Genomic DNA, 16,224 nt, shown 5'->3' with positions numbered 1-16,224 from the left:
TTATAAAAATTGATAAGGCAAAAGCCAAAAATTTATCAAGGTAAATTGACAAAAAGGGTAAAAGGAGAAAAATATGAAACACAAAATTTTGTCATTTTTAACAGCTCTTGCTATGGTACTTGGAATAGTAGTACAACCATTCGCAAAAGCTAATGCAGCACCTAGTAATGCAACAACAACAAATACAGTAACAGTGCATAAAATTCTTTTGACAGAAACTGCATTAAAAAATCATGATGTAAACAAAAAAGGATATGATGGTAATAAAATTCCAGATATTGGAACTTTCTTTGATGCAGAAGCAAAAGAAATTCCTGGAGTTTACTTCAAACTTCAAAAATTAAAAGCTAATATTCAAGAAGATCAAGTTGATGTAAACAATAATGATCAATGGGAAGATGTTAATGGACAAGAAGGTTTAACAACAGAAGATGGTCTTAAATTTACAACAACAGGTTTTGAAGGTAAATATAGAATAGTAGAAGACCTTACAAAATCAACATACAAGGGCGAAGATGGTCAAAGCGTACTTACAGGCTCAAAAGCTGTACCTACACTTCTAACTCTTCCTTTAGTAAATGAAGATGGAATTGTAGCCGACGCTCACGTTTATCCAAAAAATACAGAAAATAAGCCAGAAATCGACAAAAACTTTGCAAAAGAAAATGATTTAAAAGTTGTTGAAGACGGTGAAGCAGGCTCAAAAGTTGGTGCAGTTTATGAAAACTACCAAAAGAAAAAAGCTACAGTAACAGCAGAAATTGGTAAAGAAGTACCTTATGAAGTTAAAACAAAAATCCCTGCTAACTCAAAATTAAAAACAGCTAAGTGGGATGATAAGATGACAAGTGGTTTAACTTTCAAAAAAGGTTCGCTTTTAATAAAAGTTGGACAAGATAATTTAGAAAAAAATACAGATTATAAATTAGAAGAAACAGATGAAGGTTTCGTAGCTAGTCTTACAGAAACAGGCCTTAAAAAAGTCAATGAAAAAACAGAAGCTGTAGAAGTAACCTTAACATATACTGCAACTGTAAACTCTAAATCAGTAGTAGATATACCAGAAGCCAACGACATCATGTTCCATTATGGTAACAAACCAGGCTTTGGAACAACACCATACCCAACAAAACCAAATGAAAATGGTGAATTGACAATAAATAAATCATGGGATGATGGAGAATGGGCAGAAGGTGAAACTGCAACATTTAAACTTGTAGATGCAAATACAGGCGAAGATGTAAAAGAAAGTGACCTTGATAAAGTTGATAACTATACCTTTGAAGGAACAGTAACAATAGGTTCTACTAGTCGAGATGGTATTCCTGGAAATCCAAAAAACCCACCTGTTTATGGTAAGACTTACACATGGAAGGGTCTTAAAAAGGATAAACAATATAAGGCTGTAGAAATTGCAACAACATCAGGCTCAGAATCTGAATTCAAAAAAGGCGCAGATGGAACTATAACAGTAGTAAACCACAGATCTGACAATCCAAAACCACTTAACCCAACAGAACCAAAGGTTGTAAATGGTGGTAAGAAATTTGTAAAGACAAATAATAAATCAGGTGACCAACAAGAAAGACTTGCTGGAGCAGAATTCTACATTACAAATGAAGATGGAAGCAAATATTTAGTAGCTGCTAAAACTAGTCCAGAAGCTGTAAAAACAGCAAAAGATACATTAAATCAAAAAGTAGCAGACTATAATAATCTATCAGCTGAAGATCAAAAAGGTGATAAAGGAACAACAGCAAAAGCTGCAATTGATAAAGCTCAAGAAGACTACAATAAGGCATTCAAAGAAAACGCAAATGCTTATACTTGGGGAGAAAAGGCTGATGAAAATGTAGTAGTTGTAACATCTGATGGACAAGGTAGATTTGAAATCCAAGGTCTAGCTTATGGAAAATATAAATTAGAAGAAAAAACAGCTCCAAAAGGCTATGCTGCAAGAAATGACAAACCAGAATTCACAGTAGAAAAAGGTTCATACGCAGGAGTAGACTCAGAACTTCAATACAACAAAGATAATAAAGACGCTGGCTATGGTAAGCAAATAGAGAATAAGAAAGTTTCAATCCCACAAACTGGTGGAATTGGTTCACTTATATTCGTAGTAGCAGGTATCGCAATCATGGGTCTTGCTGCATACAAAATCCAAGCAAATAAAAAAGAAGCATAAGTTTATACATGGAGGAGTAATATGAAAAAACTTAATATAAAACTAAGACAAGTCTTAGTATTTGCCTTAGTCCTATACCTAGTTACTCCTCTTTTGGCTTTTGCTAAAAGCGGAAATAGCCTAAATATTTTAGTAGACAATAGTGAAGCTGCTATTGATTATTGGAAGATTGATGATGAAAGCTTGATAGACTATAATAGTGAAGACTATGAAAAAAAGGCTGAAGAGCTTGTAAATAATTTTTCCAACGTTGATGAAGCTGACCTAAATAAAAAATTTGGTGAGAAAAAAACAGTTAAAGTCAGTGATAAGAAAGATGGAAAAGATTTAATTAAGGTAGAAAACTTATCCTATGGAACCTATCTGTTTAGACAAGTTAAAACAGAAGAAAAAACTTTCAAACCTTTTATTGTAAGTATAGATGAAACAACCATCAACCCTGCTACTATTATTCCAAAGACTGTAGTTCATGATATAATCCTTAGAAAAATAGACAAGGATAGCAAAGACACCCTTATGGGTGTAGGATTTAAGCTAGTTGATAAAGAAGGTAATACACTCAAGTTTAAAAATACAGATGATGGCTACATCTATGATAAAGAAGGCGAGATAGAAGAACTTATCACAAACGATAAGGGACAGATTAAAGTCAAAGGCCTTGAAAAAGAAGCAAAATTCATAGAAACAAGTCCCCTTAATGGATATGAAAAAAATAAGGGGAAAGAAACAAGCTTTCTAAAAGATGGAGAAACAGTCGATTTTGAAAATGAGAAAGATTCTCGAACCAATATCTTCACCTTTGTAAAGATAGATGGAGATACCAAAAACCCATTAGAAGGGGCAGTCTTTAAAGTCCAAGTCAAAACAGACAAAATCTTTGAAGATGTCGAAGAAAATGGCAAAATCTACACACTAACAAGTGGTAAAAATGGTATTTTCAAAACCAAACAACTCCCATATGGAACTTATAGGCTAATAGAAACAAAAACTCCAACAAAGGACTACATCCTAAAAATAGACCCAATAGACTTTGAAATTGGAGAAAACTCCCACCAAATGAAAATAGAAGTTGAAAACTACAAGGGAAAGGTTCCACCTACACCTGGTGGAGGATCACGTCAAAGAAAAAAGACAAGCTCCCTTGTAAAAACAGGTGATGTCAAAATACTAATAATATTTATAACAGGCCTAATCCTAATAGCCTACGGTATAAAAACTGTAAGGGCCAAAGATTAGAAAAATAATGACTGTTGCAAATCAACCTTTGCAGCAGTCTTTTTTTAAGGGATAAAGGGGACGAAAATGAGGGGCCCCTTTCTCCCTTTTAGTTTAAAAATAAAATGTTATAATATAGAAAAGGCTTATATGATTTTATTGTGAGTAAAACAAAGAAATTGTTTAATTTGAATTTTTAAATATAGGACGATTACCAAAACAAGCAGGCATTATATTATAAATAAAAGAGAAACTATTAGGAGAATAAATGACAGATATAAAGATAATATTTTTTGATATAGACGGAACCTTAATTTCCCTAGATAAGGATAGTATAAGCGAAAAAACAAAGATTGCCTTAAATGCATTAAAAGATAAGGGGATTCATATTTGTATTGCTACAGGAAGAGCTCCTGTTCAAATTCCTGTCTTTGAAGGGGTTGATTTTGATTCGTTTTTAAGCTTTAATGGGTCTTTGTGCTTTAATGAGAAAGAAGAAATTTTCTCAAACCCTTTAACAAATGAGGATGTACTACATTTTATAGAAAACGCAAAGGCTATGGATAAGCCCCTTGCTATGGCAGGAAAAAAATCATATGTGGCAGATTATTTTGATGATGCTTTGAGTATGTATTTTGGATTTTCAAATCATAAGCCGGATTTTATAGATGACTTAATATCCTTTGCTCAAAAAACCAAGATTTATCAGCTAAATATGTCCATAAGAAAGGAAGAATATGATAGGGCACTTCTAGGAACAAGGGGTGCAAAGATTGCAGCTTGGTGGGATAGGGCTGTTGACATTATTCCTAAAGACGGGGGAAAGGGACTTGGAGTAAGAAAGATTTTAGAATATTATAAAATCAAAAAAGAGGAGGCTCTCGCCTTTGGAGATGGAAACAATGACCTTCAAATGTTTGAAGAAGTAAATGGAATAGCCATGGCGAATGGATCAGACGATTTGAAAAATATTTCTTATGATATATGTAAAAGTGTAGATTGTGATGGTATTTTTTATTATCTGAAGGATAAGAATATTATATAGGCGAGATTTTATGAGTTTGTATGAAATTTGAACATAAAATATATAAAAATTTGGTTAAATATTTTATTATTAGTTTTTTGATGATTTCAATTGTTTTTGTTCTTATTTATTATTTTATTTTGATGAGGGTTGACAGGATAAACAATAAGAAAGAATTTGATTTTGTAAGTAAAAAATTCAACGAAATAATTGCTGATAATGATTTATTTATTGATAAAAATAAAGATGATATCCTAGATTTTATTAATGAAAAAGATAGTGATTTTATAGAGAAAGTTTATGGTTTGAGAAATAAGGAAGGTCTTGATTTTTCTTTCCATGCTTATGATAAAGAGTTGAATAGGACTAATTCAATTTCTTTTAATAATTTATTGACTAAGGAAAAAGACCAATATATAAAAATTTTGCTCTCATCTTTTGATAAGGAAAAGTATTATAGCTATTATGATAAGGGAAAGATGAGTTTGATTTATATTAAGGATTTTGGAAATGGTTCAATTTGTCTTGATATATCTTGTGCGAGTGTTGAAAATATATTAAATAATTATTCCAAAAACTTTATCATAAGCAACTCTTATAACAGAGTCTTGGCAAAGGGAGGAAACCTATCCAATATCTCTTTAAATAATAGTATAAATGGGTTTAAGGACTCCTACCTAAAAAGAGAAGGAGATTTTGGAGAATTCAAGGTTTATAATGTGCAAAAAAAATTTTTTACTAAAGACTTGCTTTATTTAGTGCTTTTTATCCTATCTTTGGTATCTTTTGTTTATATTCTTATTATAATATTTTTCACCAAGAAAATTTCTTTTGAAATCAGTAAATCCATTAACAACCTAACCCAAGCTATAAGAGGTGTATCTAGTGGAGAAAATGATAAAATTATTATTGATAGTGATGATGAAACAAAATATATAGCTGATAATATAAATGTTTTGATTGAAAATGTCAAAAAGCTTGAAGGCAATAATGTCAGTTTAAAATATGAGAAAAAAGCTTCTGAATTTAGAACTATGGAAAGTCAATTTAATCCTCATTTTCTATATAATACTTTGGATATAATTTCTTATCAAATGTATATAGATAGGGATGAGTGTCAAAGACTTATTAGCAATTTGAGCAAACTTTTGAGATATTCAATAAATAATTTGAGTTTTTTGCATTTGGAAGAAGATTTGGAATATTTGAATCTTTATATAGCAATCCAAAAAATTAAATATAAAAACAGGATGGATTTAAAAATCAATGTTGAGGATGATTTAAACAAGGTCATGGTTTGTAAATTGTTTCTAGAGCCTTTATTAGAAAATAGCTTTAAATACGGCTTTAGAGATGATAATACTATAAAAATAAGGATAAATATATATAAAAAAGATGATAAAGTCTATATTGATACTATTGATTCGGGTAAGGCTTTGTCTAAAGATGAAATTGATAGAATAAATGAAAATGTCATAAGAAAAAGCGAAAATTCATTTTTATCTGACAAACATCATGGATTGGAAAATACTTTAAAAAGACTGAAAATCTTATATAAGGATGCAAGTCTTGAATTTGTAGAAAATGATTTTGTAATGGTAAGAATTAGCTTTAAGGTGTAAGTATGAAGGTTTTAATAGTAGAAGATGAAGAAATTATAAGAAAGAAACTTGAGATTTTACCATCCTTTTCTAAATATGGGATGGAGGTTTTAGAAAGTGCAAAAAATGGCTTGGAAGGATTGGAAAAGATTAAGAGATTCAATCCAGAACTTGTTATTACAGATATTTCTATGCCCTTGATGGATGGACTTACTATGATAAAAGAAAGTCTGGACTATGAATATTCAGCCATAATTGTTTCAGGTTATAATGATTTTGATTATGCAAAAAAGGCAATAAAGTATGGAGTTACAGATTATCTTCTAAAACCTATCGATATTGAAGAGTTGAATAAGTCTTTAATAACTGCCAAAAATATTTATGAAATGAGAAAATCTTTTATAAATCAGGAAGATAATATAGATATATTAAAAATTGAAAAAAATGAAAATAAAAAATCTGATATTGCTCTTGAAATGATAGCTTATATAGAAAAAAACTACGGCGAGAAGATTTCAATAAGTGATTTAGAAAAGAAACTTAATTATAGTGAATCTATGCTAAATAAAAAGTTTAAGGAATATACTTCTATAACTTTTAATGACTATTTAAATAGGGTAAGGATAAAAGAAGCTATAAAATTATTAGAAAATACAGAACTTATGATTATAGATATAGCTTTTTTGTGTGGATTTTCTAATCAAAAATATTTTTCTAAGGTATTTAAAAAATTTGTTGGTATAAGTCCTGGAAAATATAACAAAAATATATGATAAAGATATAAAAACGTTTTTTTATCTCAAAAAGTATACCTTTTATTGGTGGATTGTATACTTTTTGAGATTTTTATTTTATATAATTATATTAACAAATAACAATAATAAAAAAATTGGAGGAAATTATGAAGAAGAAAATATTTGCTATTTTATCATTGGCTCTTGCTATAAGCTTAACAGCATGCTCATCTAATGATAGTGGAGGTAAGGATGTAAGCAATGATAAACAAACTAAAGAAAATTCATCCAATACTCTTGTAGTATATTCACCAAATTCTGAGGGAATTGTAAGTTCAATTATACCTGCATTTGAAGAAAGTACAGGAATAAATGTAGAATTACAACAAGCAGGAACAGGAGAACTTTTCACAAAATTAAAAGGAGAAAAGGCTCAACCTGTTGCAGATGTAATATGGGGTTCAGCTTATAGTCTTTTTTATGAAAATAAAGATTTATTTGATGAATATGTTTCAACAAATGACAGTGAACTTATAAAAGAATATCAACACAATGAGTTTATACCAGCCGCTGATAAATTAGATGGTTCTTGTATTATAATAAATAAAGATTTGGTTAAGGATATAAAAATAGAGGGATATGAAGATTTACTAAATCCTGAATTAAAAGGAAAAATCGCAACAGCTGATCCTACTTCATCTTCATCAGCATTTTGTCATCTTACAAATATGTTAAAAGTAATGGGTGGATATGAAGATGAAAAAGCTTGGCAATATGTTAAGGATTTATTTACAAATGTAGATGGTAAAATCCAATCATCTTCATCATCAGTATATAAGACAGTAGCAGATGGGGAGATGGCAGTAGGGCTATCTTATGAAGATCCAGTTATGCAACTTAAAAAAGATGGTGCTGATAATATTGATATAGTTTATATGAAAGAGGGTTCAATTTTCTTGCCATCAGTTACAGCTATAGTTAAAAATGCACCTAACCAAGAAAATGCAAAGAAATTTATTGATTTTATAACATCAAAAGAAGCACAACAAATTCTAGCAAGTCAAACAACAAATAGACCAGTTAGAGATGATGTTGAAATGAATGATTATATGAAAGATTTAAAAGATATAAAACTTGATCAAGAGGATTATGAATATGTCACAAGTCATCAAAAAGAAATAGTAGAAAAATATAAAGAAATATTCGCAGACATACAAGGATAAGCTTATGTCAAAAATTCTAATAAAAGATGCAGTAAAAAAATATGGGGACAGAGAAGTTGTAAAGCATATCAATCTTGAAATAAAGGATGGAGAGTTTTTTACTCTCCTTGGTCCTTCAGGATGTGGTAAGACAACACTTCTTAGAATGATTGCAGGTTTTAACTCAATAGAAGGTGGAGATTTTTATTTTGGGGACAAAAGAATAAATGATATGGATCCATCTAAAAGAAATATAGGAATGGTTTTTCAAAACTATGCCGTATTTCCAAATATGACAGTAAGAAAAAATATCGAGTTTGGTTTAAGAGAAAGAAAAGTAGATTCTCAAACTATAAAAGAAGAAACCGACAAGATGTTAAAACTTATGCAAATAGAAGAACATGCTGAAAAGAAACCACAAGCCTTATCTGGAGGTCAACAACAAAGAGTTGCCCTTGCAAGGGCTATAATAATAAAACCTGATGTTTTACTCATGGATGAACCCTTATCAAATCTTGATGCAAAACTAAGAGTAGAGTTAAGAGAGACTATAAGAAGAATCCAAAGAGAGGTAGGAATTACAACGGTATATGTAACACACGATCAGGAAGAAGCTATGGCTATTTCTGATAGAATTGCAGTAATGAAAGATGGAGTTATCCAACAATGTGCAAGTGCAAGAGAAATATATCACAAACCAATCAATACTTTTGTTGCAAATTTTATAGGCACAAATAATAAAATTAAAGCCTTCTATAATGCTAAAGATGAAAAAATAGAAATTAGCAAAGATTATAAATTAGATATGAAATTAAATACAGCAGATGATTGTGAGATAATCTTATCTGTAAGGCCAGAAGATCTTATAAGAAGTGATAAGGGTATGGAATGTAAGGTTATAGACCATGTGTTTTTGGGAGCAAATACACATTTTCATATGATAAATCCTAATGATGAAGAAATTGATGTTTTAGAAGAATCATATCTAAATCAAACAGAAACTATAAATAATAAGGTTTTTGTTGAGATAAAAAAAGAAAAGATTAATGTTTTTACTAAAGATGGTAGCCTAAATCTAGTAGGTGATAGTTATGAAAAGTAAAGGAAAGAATATAGATATATGGAAGATTTTTACAATTGTTATATTAATTGGACTTTTGCTATTTTTAGTTTATCCGATAATTAGATTGCTTTTATCTTCAGTATATGTAAAAGGAGAGGGATTTACTTTCAATGAATTCCATAAATTTTTCTCCAAGAATTACTATTTTCAAACCCTCCTAAACTCTTTGAAAATATCAAGTCTAGCTACAATATCTACCATACTTTTAGCAACACCAATTGCATATATTATGAGTATGTATAAGATAAAGGGAAATACAGCCTTAAATATAATTATAGTTATAGCTTCAATGTCAGCACCATTTATAGGGGCATATTCTTGGATATTGCTACTTGGAAGAAGTGGAATTATAACTGAGTTTCTATCAAATGTATTTTCTATAAAAATCCCAGAGATTTATGGATTTAAAGGGATATTATTGGTATTTTCGCTACAACTTTATCCATTAATATTCTTATATGCAAAGTCTGCTTTTGAAAATATAGATGCATCCGTAATAGAAGCAAGTGAGAATTTAGGTTGTGTGGGACTTAGAAGATTTTTTAAAATAATTTTACCCCTCATAGTTCCATCATTACTTGCAGGTTCTCTTTTGGTCTTTATGAGATGTATGTCTGATTTTGGTACACCAATGCTTATTGGAGAAGGTTATAGAACATTTCCTGTGCTAATATACAACGAATTTGTAGGAGAAGTTGGTACAAATCAATCTTTTGCATCAGCTATTGCTGTAATCGCTATTATATTTACAAGTTTAGTCTTTATAATACAAAAAAAGATTGCTGAAAAATCAGCTTATTCATCAAATTTCTTAAATCCTGTTGCAAAAAAACAATTAAAGGGACCAGCTAATATAATTGCTCATTTATTAGTGTATATTGTTGTATTTTTATCAATTCTTCCACAAATATATTTAACATATACATCCTTTAAAAAGACTTCAGGAAAAATATTTATAGATGGATATTCACTAAAAAGCTATCAAACAGCTATATCAAGACTTGGAAATTCAATTATAAATTCTATTTTATTTCCAATAATAGCACTTTTAGTAATAATAGTATTATCACTTATAATATCTTATCTTGTTGTAAGAAGAAAAAATTTCTTTACAAATTTGATAGATATATTTACAATGATTCCATTTATATTACCAGGAGTTGTAATAGGTATATCACTTTTAAAATCATTTGCAAATGGATTTGGAAGAAGTGGTTTTATGGCAATGGGAGGAACAATACAAATTATCATTATATCTTTTGTAATAAGAAGAATGCCTTATACACTAAGATCTGCAAGTTCAACCCTACAACAAATTCCAATAGTTATAGAAGAAGCTGCAATAAGTCTTGGGGCAAGTAAATTAAAAACTTTCTTAAAAATCACAGTTCCGATGATGGCAAGTGGCTTGATTTCAGGTGCTATTTTATCATTTGTAACATTGATATCAGAACTTTCAACATCAATACTTCTTACAAATGTTAAAACAAAGACTATGACAGTAGCCATATATACAGAAGTAGTAAGAGGAAATTATGGAGTAGCAGCAGCACTTTCAACCCTTTTGACAATATTTACAGTTATAGCACTCCTAGGTTTTAACCTATTAGGGAAAAATAAAAATATCAATATATAAGAAATTAAAAAATTGTATGGAAGTAAAAAATCCATACAATTTTTTCTTAGTTTTTAAGTTTGAATTCCAAAAGAACAGGATTGTGGTCGGAGTATTGGAAGTTTTGCTCTTTTATGGTTTTTATATTTTTAACTTCTATATTATCTGTAACTATAAAGCCATCTATGGTAGAAAGATAGGCATCTTTTCCAGTATATGGTTTATCATTTACAACAGATGTTTCGCTATCTCCATAAAGAAGTTTCATAAAGTCTTTTAGGTATTCTTTAGGGAAGGGACTTGGATCCCATATTCCTTCAGGTACTTCTTTTTTTACTTCGCTAAGTTCTTGATTGAAGTCTCCTCCTACAAGGACATAGTTTCCTTTTTTATATTCACTATCTATAAAGTCTATGATTTGCTTACTTTGGGCAAGCCTTCCCTGGTTTCCAGATTCGTATGCGTCTAGGTGGATATTTACTAGGACAAATTTCTTATCGCTTTCTTTTACTGGAAGGTAGGAGGCAGAAAATCCCCTTTTAAGGTTTGCAAGTCTTACTGGAAATTTGTGGGGGATGGGTTGTTGGTATCTTTCTGATTTTTCTATTTTTTTCTCGGTTTGGGTAAGGATTCCAGATGTGATTTTTCCAAGTGGTGGTAAGGGAAATGGTACAAAATCTACCTTATAATTTAGGGCAAAGGCTAGATTTCCACCCAAGTTATCCTTTAGAATTTCAACTTGGTCTATATGGTAGCTTCTTTTAGAATCCTTATCTACTTCTTGAAAAAGTTTAAAATCAGCACCTATTTCTTTTGATATTTTTAATATATTATCAAAAGCATTTTCTACATGGCTTTTATCTATGGGAAAGACCATATTTCCTCCATCCATAAAAAAGTCTGTATCCTTATCAAGACCTGCATAGCCGATATTCCAAGTCATAATCTTATATTCTTTATTACTTTCAATCTCTTCTTCTGCTTTTCCCATAACTTTTATATCTTCTACTTCTTTTGGTCTATATTCTCTTATCCAAAGATAGGATAGAAGTATGAGAAATAAGATAAAAACAACTCCTATAAAACCTGCTAAAATTTTTAATATTTTTTTCATAAGCACCTCTTTTTTTATATTTTATCATTTTATAATATTTTGGTAAATTATAATTTTTCTAAGTCTAATGAATAGAAAGAAAAATGAATTATGAAAGAATTTTTAAAAGATTATTTTAAGGCTATGGGTATAGGCTTTGGAAAGCTTTTTAAGACCTACTTATATCAGCTATAAACAAATCTTCTAGTTTTTCTTATAGATTATAGATATATTATCTTTTAGATAATTTCTTTAAATTCAAAATAGCAATACCTACAAAAGATTTCATTATCTGATATAGCTTTATTAAATTATGGACGGCTTAATTATCCCTTACTTTTTGATTTCTTCTTTAATTTTGTTATTTTAGAATTGATTCGGAATTTTTATAAAAATCTATAATGTTTTATATTAATGTATTACAAGATATAGATTATAAAAAATAAGGGACTCTTGCAAGGATTAAATTATTTGCAAGAGTCCTTTTATAAATTTTAGTTTTGTATTTACTTATTAAAATATTTAATTTTAAATTTTGATTTGTTTATTTATATTATTTAGCTATTTTTTCATAGCTTGCTTTTTCAATTTTCATTTCATCATCAAGGGCCTTACCATATTGGTCAGCTACCTTTATAGCCTCTATAAAGTTCTCTCTTGAAAGCTCTACTTTCGCCTTTTTCCACTCGTTTGTTTTCATGGCCTCATCTGCTATCTGTTCAAGGTCATCAATTTTTAAGTTAAGGTCAGAAAGTTTTGTAGGAAGTCCTACTTTTTTATTAAATCTTCCTATCTTATCAAGTTCATTAAGATTTCTATCATAAGCGTGAAGAACAAGTACACCGAAGGATACTACTTCTCCATGTTCAAAGTGTCCTTCTCTTTTTACTGAACAGCTTGCATTGTAAAAAGCGTGAGCTAGAGATGAGTTGTAGTAGAAGTCTTTTTGGTTGGTTAGGTTGGATACATTTCCTGTATTTATAAATATGTCCATGGCGACTTCTTCTATGGCCTTAGAGCTTTTATTGTTTTTACAATCTTCAATTGCTTGTTGGCCATATTTTAAGAAAGGCTCTTGGCAAGATTTGGCAATGGCTTTACCAAGTTTTGCCACGTGATTTAAATCTTGTCCTCTCATAGCAAATAAAACTTCGGCTTCTTTGCTTAGTCCATCACCTACTCCTGCCCACATATAAATTTCAGGGGCCTTTGCTAGAATTTCTATATTTATAAAAATATGGCTTGGTGCTTTTATCTTATCCTCATAGTGGGAAAAGGAGCCATCGTCATTATAAATTACAGAAATTGCTGTTGCAGATGAACAGTTTGAGCAGATTGTTGGAAAGGAATAGCAGTCCTTATTTAACCTATCTGCTATAACCTTGGCAGTATCAATTGCCTTACCACCACCTACAGCAAATACTACATCGGCATCTTTCACCTCGTTTTTTTTAAGAAGTTTTTCAATATTTGAATTGGTCGAGTTTTTACCATATACAAACTCTCCCAAAACTTTAACTTCTGTATCTTGTAGAGCCTCCTTTATAAGGCTATTTGCAGCCTTCATTGCCCTTTTACCACCGATTATTACTACATTTTCTACCCTTTCATCTTTACATACTCTTGCCAAGGACTTATAATTGTTCCTGCTTACGCTATAATTTGTCAAATTTACGCTTGTCATTATTATCTCCTATCTGACTTCTTCTCTCCACTTATACTTATCATCTTTTGTAGCCCATTGGATTCCTGTTAGGGTGTCGTAAAGTTTTTGAGTTAGTTCTCCTGTTTTAAAGTCATTTACAATTACTTCTTCACCCTTGTAGTAAAGTTCCCCTATAGGGGAGATTACTGCGGCTGTTCCTGTACCAAAGGCTTCTTTTAGTCTTCCTTCACGTCCAGCTTTCATTAATTCATCTATATGCATATGTTTTTCTTCTACCTTGTAGCCAAAGTCTTTAAGCAAGGTCATTATAGAATCTCTTGTAACTCCTGGAAGAACTGTTCCCTCAATTGGTGCAGTTACCACTGTATCATCGATTAAAAACATAGCATTCATAGAGCCGACTTCTTCTACATATTTTCTATGTATTCCATCAAGCCATAGTACTTGTGTATAACCTAGTTTTTCTGCCTTTTTTTGCCCTATAAGGCTTGCCGCATAGTTTCCACCACACTTTACAAAACCAGTTCCACCAACACTTGCCCTTACATATTCATCTTCTACATAGATTTTAATAGGGTTTACTCCTTCTGGATAGTAAGCTCCTACTGGAGAAAGTATTACCAAAAATTTATATGACTTGGCAACGTGAACACCAAGGGACTCTTCATCGGCAAACATAAAAGGTCTTATATAAAGACTTTCGCCTTCTCCTTCAGGAATCCAATCTTTTTCAACTTTCACAAGCTCTTTAATTGAGTCTACGAAAAGTTCTTCACTAACTTCTGGCATACACATTCTCTCATTTGAGTTTTTAAATCTTTTGGCATTCATATATGGTCTAAATAGGTATATTTTACCATCTTTTCCTTTATAGGCTTTGAGACCTTCAAAGGTTTCTTGAGCATAGTGGAGAACCATAGTTGATGGGTTTACTGTGATATCTCCATAAGGGATAATCTTTTTGTTGTGCCAGCCCTTATCTTCTGTGTAATCCATAACAAACATATAGTCTGTAAAGTATTTTCCAAAACCTAGATTTTCTTTTGGTTTTTCTTTAAGTTCCTTTTTTTCGACAAATTCAAATTCCATAATTTACCTCTCTTGTAAAATTTTCTATATTATTTTTAGTCCAATGATATTTGTATATTTTCTCCAACCTTATTTTCTTCTTTTTGCATATACTTATAATTTTTATAGGCCCCTATTGTAAGGAAAGGTATTATTATAAGGAATATTGCAAGATATCCACAATAGCCATATCCATATTTTATTATATTTGTAAGACCTATACTTGATATAAGCATAGAACCTAATACTATAAAAAGTGATAGAAGAAGTCTTCTAACTTTTATATTTTTTATTTTCTTTAATTTTTCATTTTCTTCAAATCTTGCGACCATACCATAGGTTATGGTAACTGCTGATGATATCAGACAAAGTATTAAACTTACTAGGTAAAATACGCTTATCCAATTTTTCTCAAGTGCCTTGGTGACTGTGAGGGTAGGAAGAGTTGCTCCATTTTCTATACCCATGAAGTAGTCTTTCCATACAAAAAGCATAAATACTGACAGGGCAAGGGCAAGTGAGTTTATTAGGCTTGATATATTCATAGACCTTGTAACTTCTTCCTTATTTTTAAGAACTCCACAACAAGCTATCATTGCAGGTATTTGTACACATTGAAAACCAGCATAGACAAAGCCATTTTCAATAGCCTTTGGAAAGTGTAAAAATCCATTTTGACTAAATTCATTTGTAAGCCTTCCTAAAGGATTTTCCACAGAAAAGCTTCCATAAAAGTAGATTGAAAGACTTGTTACAAGGATTAAAATTCCCATTACTGCCCCAAATTTTCTTACAAGATTTGCTCCAAACATGACCATAAGAAGGATAAGGGCAGATATCAATACAAGGCTTATCTTATAAGAAAAGCCAAAAGAATCACTCAAGGCACTTGCTGCAGATGATATGGTAGTTGCTATAACCATAACTACCATGATTAGGTAAAAGGCCTCGAAGGCGTAAGCTAGTTTATCAAAGGGGTGATAAAGATTTTCAAAAACTTCTTTGTATGATGAAAGATTCCTACTATTTTTCATAATCATAGCTTCCCTTAGCATCCCACACAAAATAACCATGGCAAGGATGGCTGAAAATATTCCCCAAAAACCAAGTCCTACAAAATATGTATTGGCCTGGTTACCCGTAGCAAATCCACCACCAGCATGGGCTGAAAATAGCATCAGGGCTATAGAAACAACTGCATTTTTTGAAAGATTTCTCCTTAACTTCATTCTTTTCTCCTTAAAATTTATTATTTTCTAAGGCAATAAAAAAACTCCCGTCTCTATTGCCTAAGGCTTAGAGACGAGAGACTAAAACTAAATAATCCACTCCCGCGGTACCACTCTATTTCATCAGTTGATGCACTCAATTATAATGATTAACTCTGTAACGGGAGTTCCCGATAATGCTTACAAAAATTTGGGCATTATAGCTCGGTGGTGATTTTTCATCCTAGTCTTCATAGTACTTCACACCAAATAGTACCTCTCTTTAAATTCAACTAGCTTACTTTTCCACGTCAAAACTTGTTAATAAATATATTACACCCTTTTAAATGAAAAAGCAAGCAATTATTTTTAAATTTATGCAAAAATTTTACCAAAAAATAATAGATGTTGAAATCTAGACTTATAAAAATATATAAAACTTTATAAAATATTTTTATAACAATCTTTTCTAAAGCCTAAAGTAAGG

12 protein-coding genes and 1 other annotated feature are annotated in these 16,224 nt (G+C 30.7%); of the genes, 8 read left to right on the top strand and 4 right to left on the bottom strand.

From position 1 onward, the window contains the following. The first annotated feature begins 73 nt into the window (after positions 1–73). The 8 genes from FYJ26_RS03600 (at position 74) to FYJ26_RS03565 (ending at position 10,723) form a co-directional block, all read left to right on the top strand. Positions 74–2,188: a pilin N-terminal domain-containing protein gene (locus tag FYJ26_RS03600; RefSeq protein WP_154539691.1), complete on the top strand. Its 2,115-nt coding sequence runs from the start codon at positions 74–76 to the stop codon at positions 2,186–2,188. 21 nt (positions 2,189–2,209) lie between these two features. Further along, complete coding sequence (locus tag FYJ26_RS03595) at positions 2,210–3,424, top strand: MSCRAMM family protein (protein ID WP_154539689.1); 1,215 nt, start codon at positions 2,210–2,212, stop codon at positions 3,422–3,424. Between the two features lie 247 nt (positions 3,425–3,671). Then, a complete protein-coding gene (locus FYJ26_RS03590) occupies positions 3,672–4,448 on the top strand; it encodes a Cof-type HAD-IIB family hydrolase (RefSeq protein WP_154539687.1) in 777 nt (258 codons plus the stop codon). A 20-nt stretch (positions 4,449–4,468) separates the two neighbouring features. Then, entirely contained in the window at positions 4,469–6,049 is a 1,581-nt protein-coding gene (locus FYJ26_RS03585) for a sensor histidine kinase (RefSeq protein WP_154539685.1), read from the top strand. 2 nt (positions 6,050–6,051) lie between these two features. Beyond that, positions 6,052–6,801: a response regulator transcription factor gene (locus FYJ26_RS03580; RefSeq protein ID WP_154539683.1), complete on the top strand. Its 750-nt coding sequence runs from the start codon at positions 6,052–6,054 to the stop codon at positions 6,799–6,801. Between the two features lie 128 nt (positions 6,802–6,929). After that, on the top strand, positions 6,930–7,985 hold the full coding sequence (locus tag FYJ26_RS03575) for an extracellular solute-binding protein (protein ID WP_154539681.1): 1,056 nt from the start codon (positions 6,930–6,932) through the stop codon (positions 7,983–7,985). A 4-nt stretch (positions 7,986–7,989) separates the two neighbouring features. After that, positions 7,990–9,066 (top strand): ABC transporter ATP-binding protein, encoded by a 1,077-nt coding sequence (locus FYJ26_RS03570; RefSeq protein WP_154539679.1) that lies wholly within the window; start codon positions 7,990–7,992, stop codon positions 9,064–9,066. Then, on the top strand, positions 9,056–10,723 hold the full coding sequence (locus FYJ26_RS03565) for an ABC transporter permease (RefSeq protein WP_154539677.1): 1,668 nt from the start codon (positions 9,056–9,058) through the stop codon (positions 10,721–10,723). Before FYJ26_RS03570 ends, FYJ26_RS03565 begins: the two co-directional genes overlap by 11 nt. A 46-nt stretch (positions 10,724–10,769) precedes the next feature. Here FYJ26_RS03565 and FYJ26_RS03560 read toward each other — a convergent pair whose 3' ends face one another. The 4 genes from FYJ26_RS03560 to FYJ26_RS03545 form a co-directional block, all read right to left on the bottom strand. After that, positions 10,770–11,816, bottom strand: coding sequence for an endonuclease/exonuclease/phosphatase family protein (locus FYJ26_RS03560; RefSeq protein WP_154539675.1), 1,047 nt, complete (start codon positions 11,814–11,816; stop codon positions 10,770–10,772). A 532-nt stretch (positions 11,817–12,348) separates the two neighbouring features. Beyond that, positions 12,349–13,479 carry an iron-containing alcohol dehydrogenase family protein gene (locus FYJ26_RS03555; RefSeq protein ID WP_154539673.1) on the bottom strand — a complete coding sequence of 377 codons (1,131 nt, stop codon included), beginning with the start codon at positions 13,477–13,479 and terminating at the stop codon, positions 12,349–12,351. A 9-nt stretch (positions 13,480–13,488) separates the two neighbouring features. Then, positions 13,489–14,550, bottom strand: coding sequence for a branched-chain amino acid aminotransferase (locus FYJ26_RS03550; protein WP_154539671.1), 1,062 nt, complete (start codon positions 14,548–14,550; stop codon positions 13,489–13,491). Between the two features lie 35 nt (positions 14,551–14,585). After that, positions 14,586–15,758, bottom strand: coding sequence for a hypothetical protein (locus tag FYJ26_RS03545; RefSeq protein ID WP_154539669.1), 1,173 nt, complete (start codon positions 15,756–15,758; stop codon positions 14,586–14,588). Between the two features lie 66 nt (positions 15,759–15,824). After that, positions 15,825–16,061: a binding site (T-box leader), on the bottom strand. Positions 16,062–16,224: the final 163 nt, after the last annotated feature.

Origin of the sequence: Anaerococcus porci (genome assembly GCF_009696575.1) — a bacterium.
GTDB lineage: Bacteria > Bacillota > Clostridia > Tissierellales > Peptoniphilaceae > Anaerococcus > Anaerococcus porci.
Note: the sequence above shows the minus strand (reverse complement) of the source record. Positions and strands in the feature narration are given on the sequence as shown.

What these genes read in the sequence shown, in the direction of transcription:
- FYJ26_RS03550 (WP_154539671.1), bottom strand. Translation starts at nt 14,550, where the DNA reads ATGGAATTTGAATTTGTCGAAAAAAAGGAACTTAAAGAAAAACCAAAA.
- FYJ26_RS03570 (WP_154539679.1), top strand. Translation starts at nt 7,990, where the DNA reads ATGTCAAAAATTCTAATAAAAGATGCAGTAAAAAAATATGGGGACAGA.
- FYJ26_RS03545 (WP_154539669.1), bottom strand. Translation starts at nt 15,758, where the DNA reads ATGAAGTTAAGGAGAAATCTTTCAAAAAATGCAGTTGTTTCTATAGCC.
- FYJ26_RS03565 (WP_154539677.1), top strand. Translation starts at nt 9,056, where the DNA reads ATGAAAAGTAAAGGAAAGAATATAGATATATGGAAGATTTTTACAATT.
- FYJ26_RS03590 (WP_154539687.1), top strand. Translation starts at nt 3,672, where the DNA reads ATGACAGATATAAAGATAATATTTTTTGATATAGACGGAACCTTAATT.
- FYJ26_RS03595 (WP_154539689.1), top strand. Translation starts at nt 2,210, where the DNA reads ATGAAAAAACTTAATATAAAACTAAGACAAGTCTTAGTATTTGCCTTA.
- FYJ26_RS03580 (WP_154539683.1), top strand. Translation starts at nt 6,052, where the DNA reads ATGAAGGTTTTAATAGTAGAAGATGAAGAAATTATAAGAAAGAAACTT.
- FYJ26_RS03575 (WP_154539681.1), top strand. Translation starts at nt 6,930, where the DNA reads ATGAAGAAGAAAATATTTGCTATTTTATCATTGGCTCTTGCTATAAGC.
- FYJ26_RS03560 (WP_154539675.1), bottom strand. Translation starts at nt 11,816, where the DNA reads ATGAAAAAAATATTAAAAATTTTAGCAGGTTTTATAGGAGTTGTTTTT.
- FYJ26_RS03600 (WP_154539691.1), top strand. Translation starts at nt 74, where the DNA reads ATGAAACACAAAATTTTGTCATTTTTAACAGCTCTTGCTATGGTACTT.
- FYJ26_RS03555 (WP_154539673.1), bottom strand. Translation starts at nt 13,479, where the DNA reads ATGACAAGCGTAAATTTGACAAATTATAGCGTAAGCAGGAACAATTAT.
- FYJ26_RS03585 (WP_154539685.1), top strand. Translation starts at nt 4,469, where the DNA reads ATGAAATTTGAACATAAAATATATAAAAATTTGGTTAAATATTTTATT.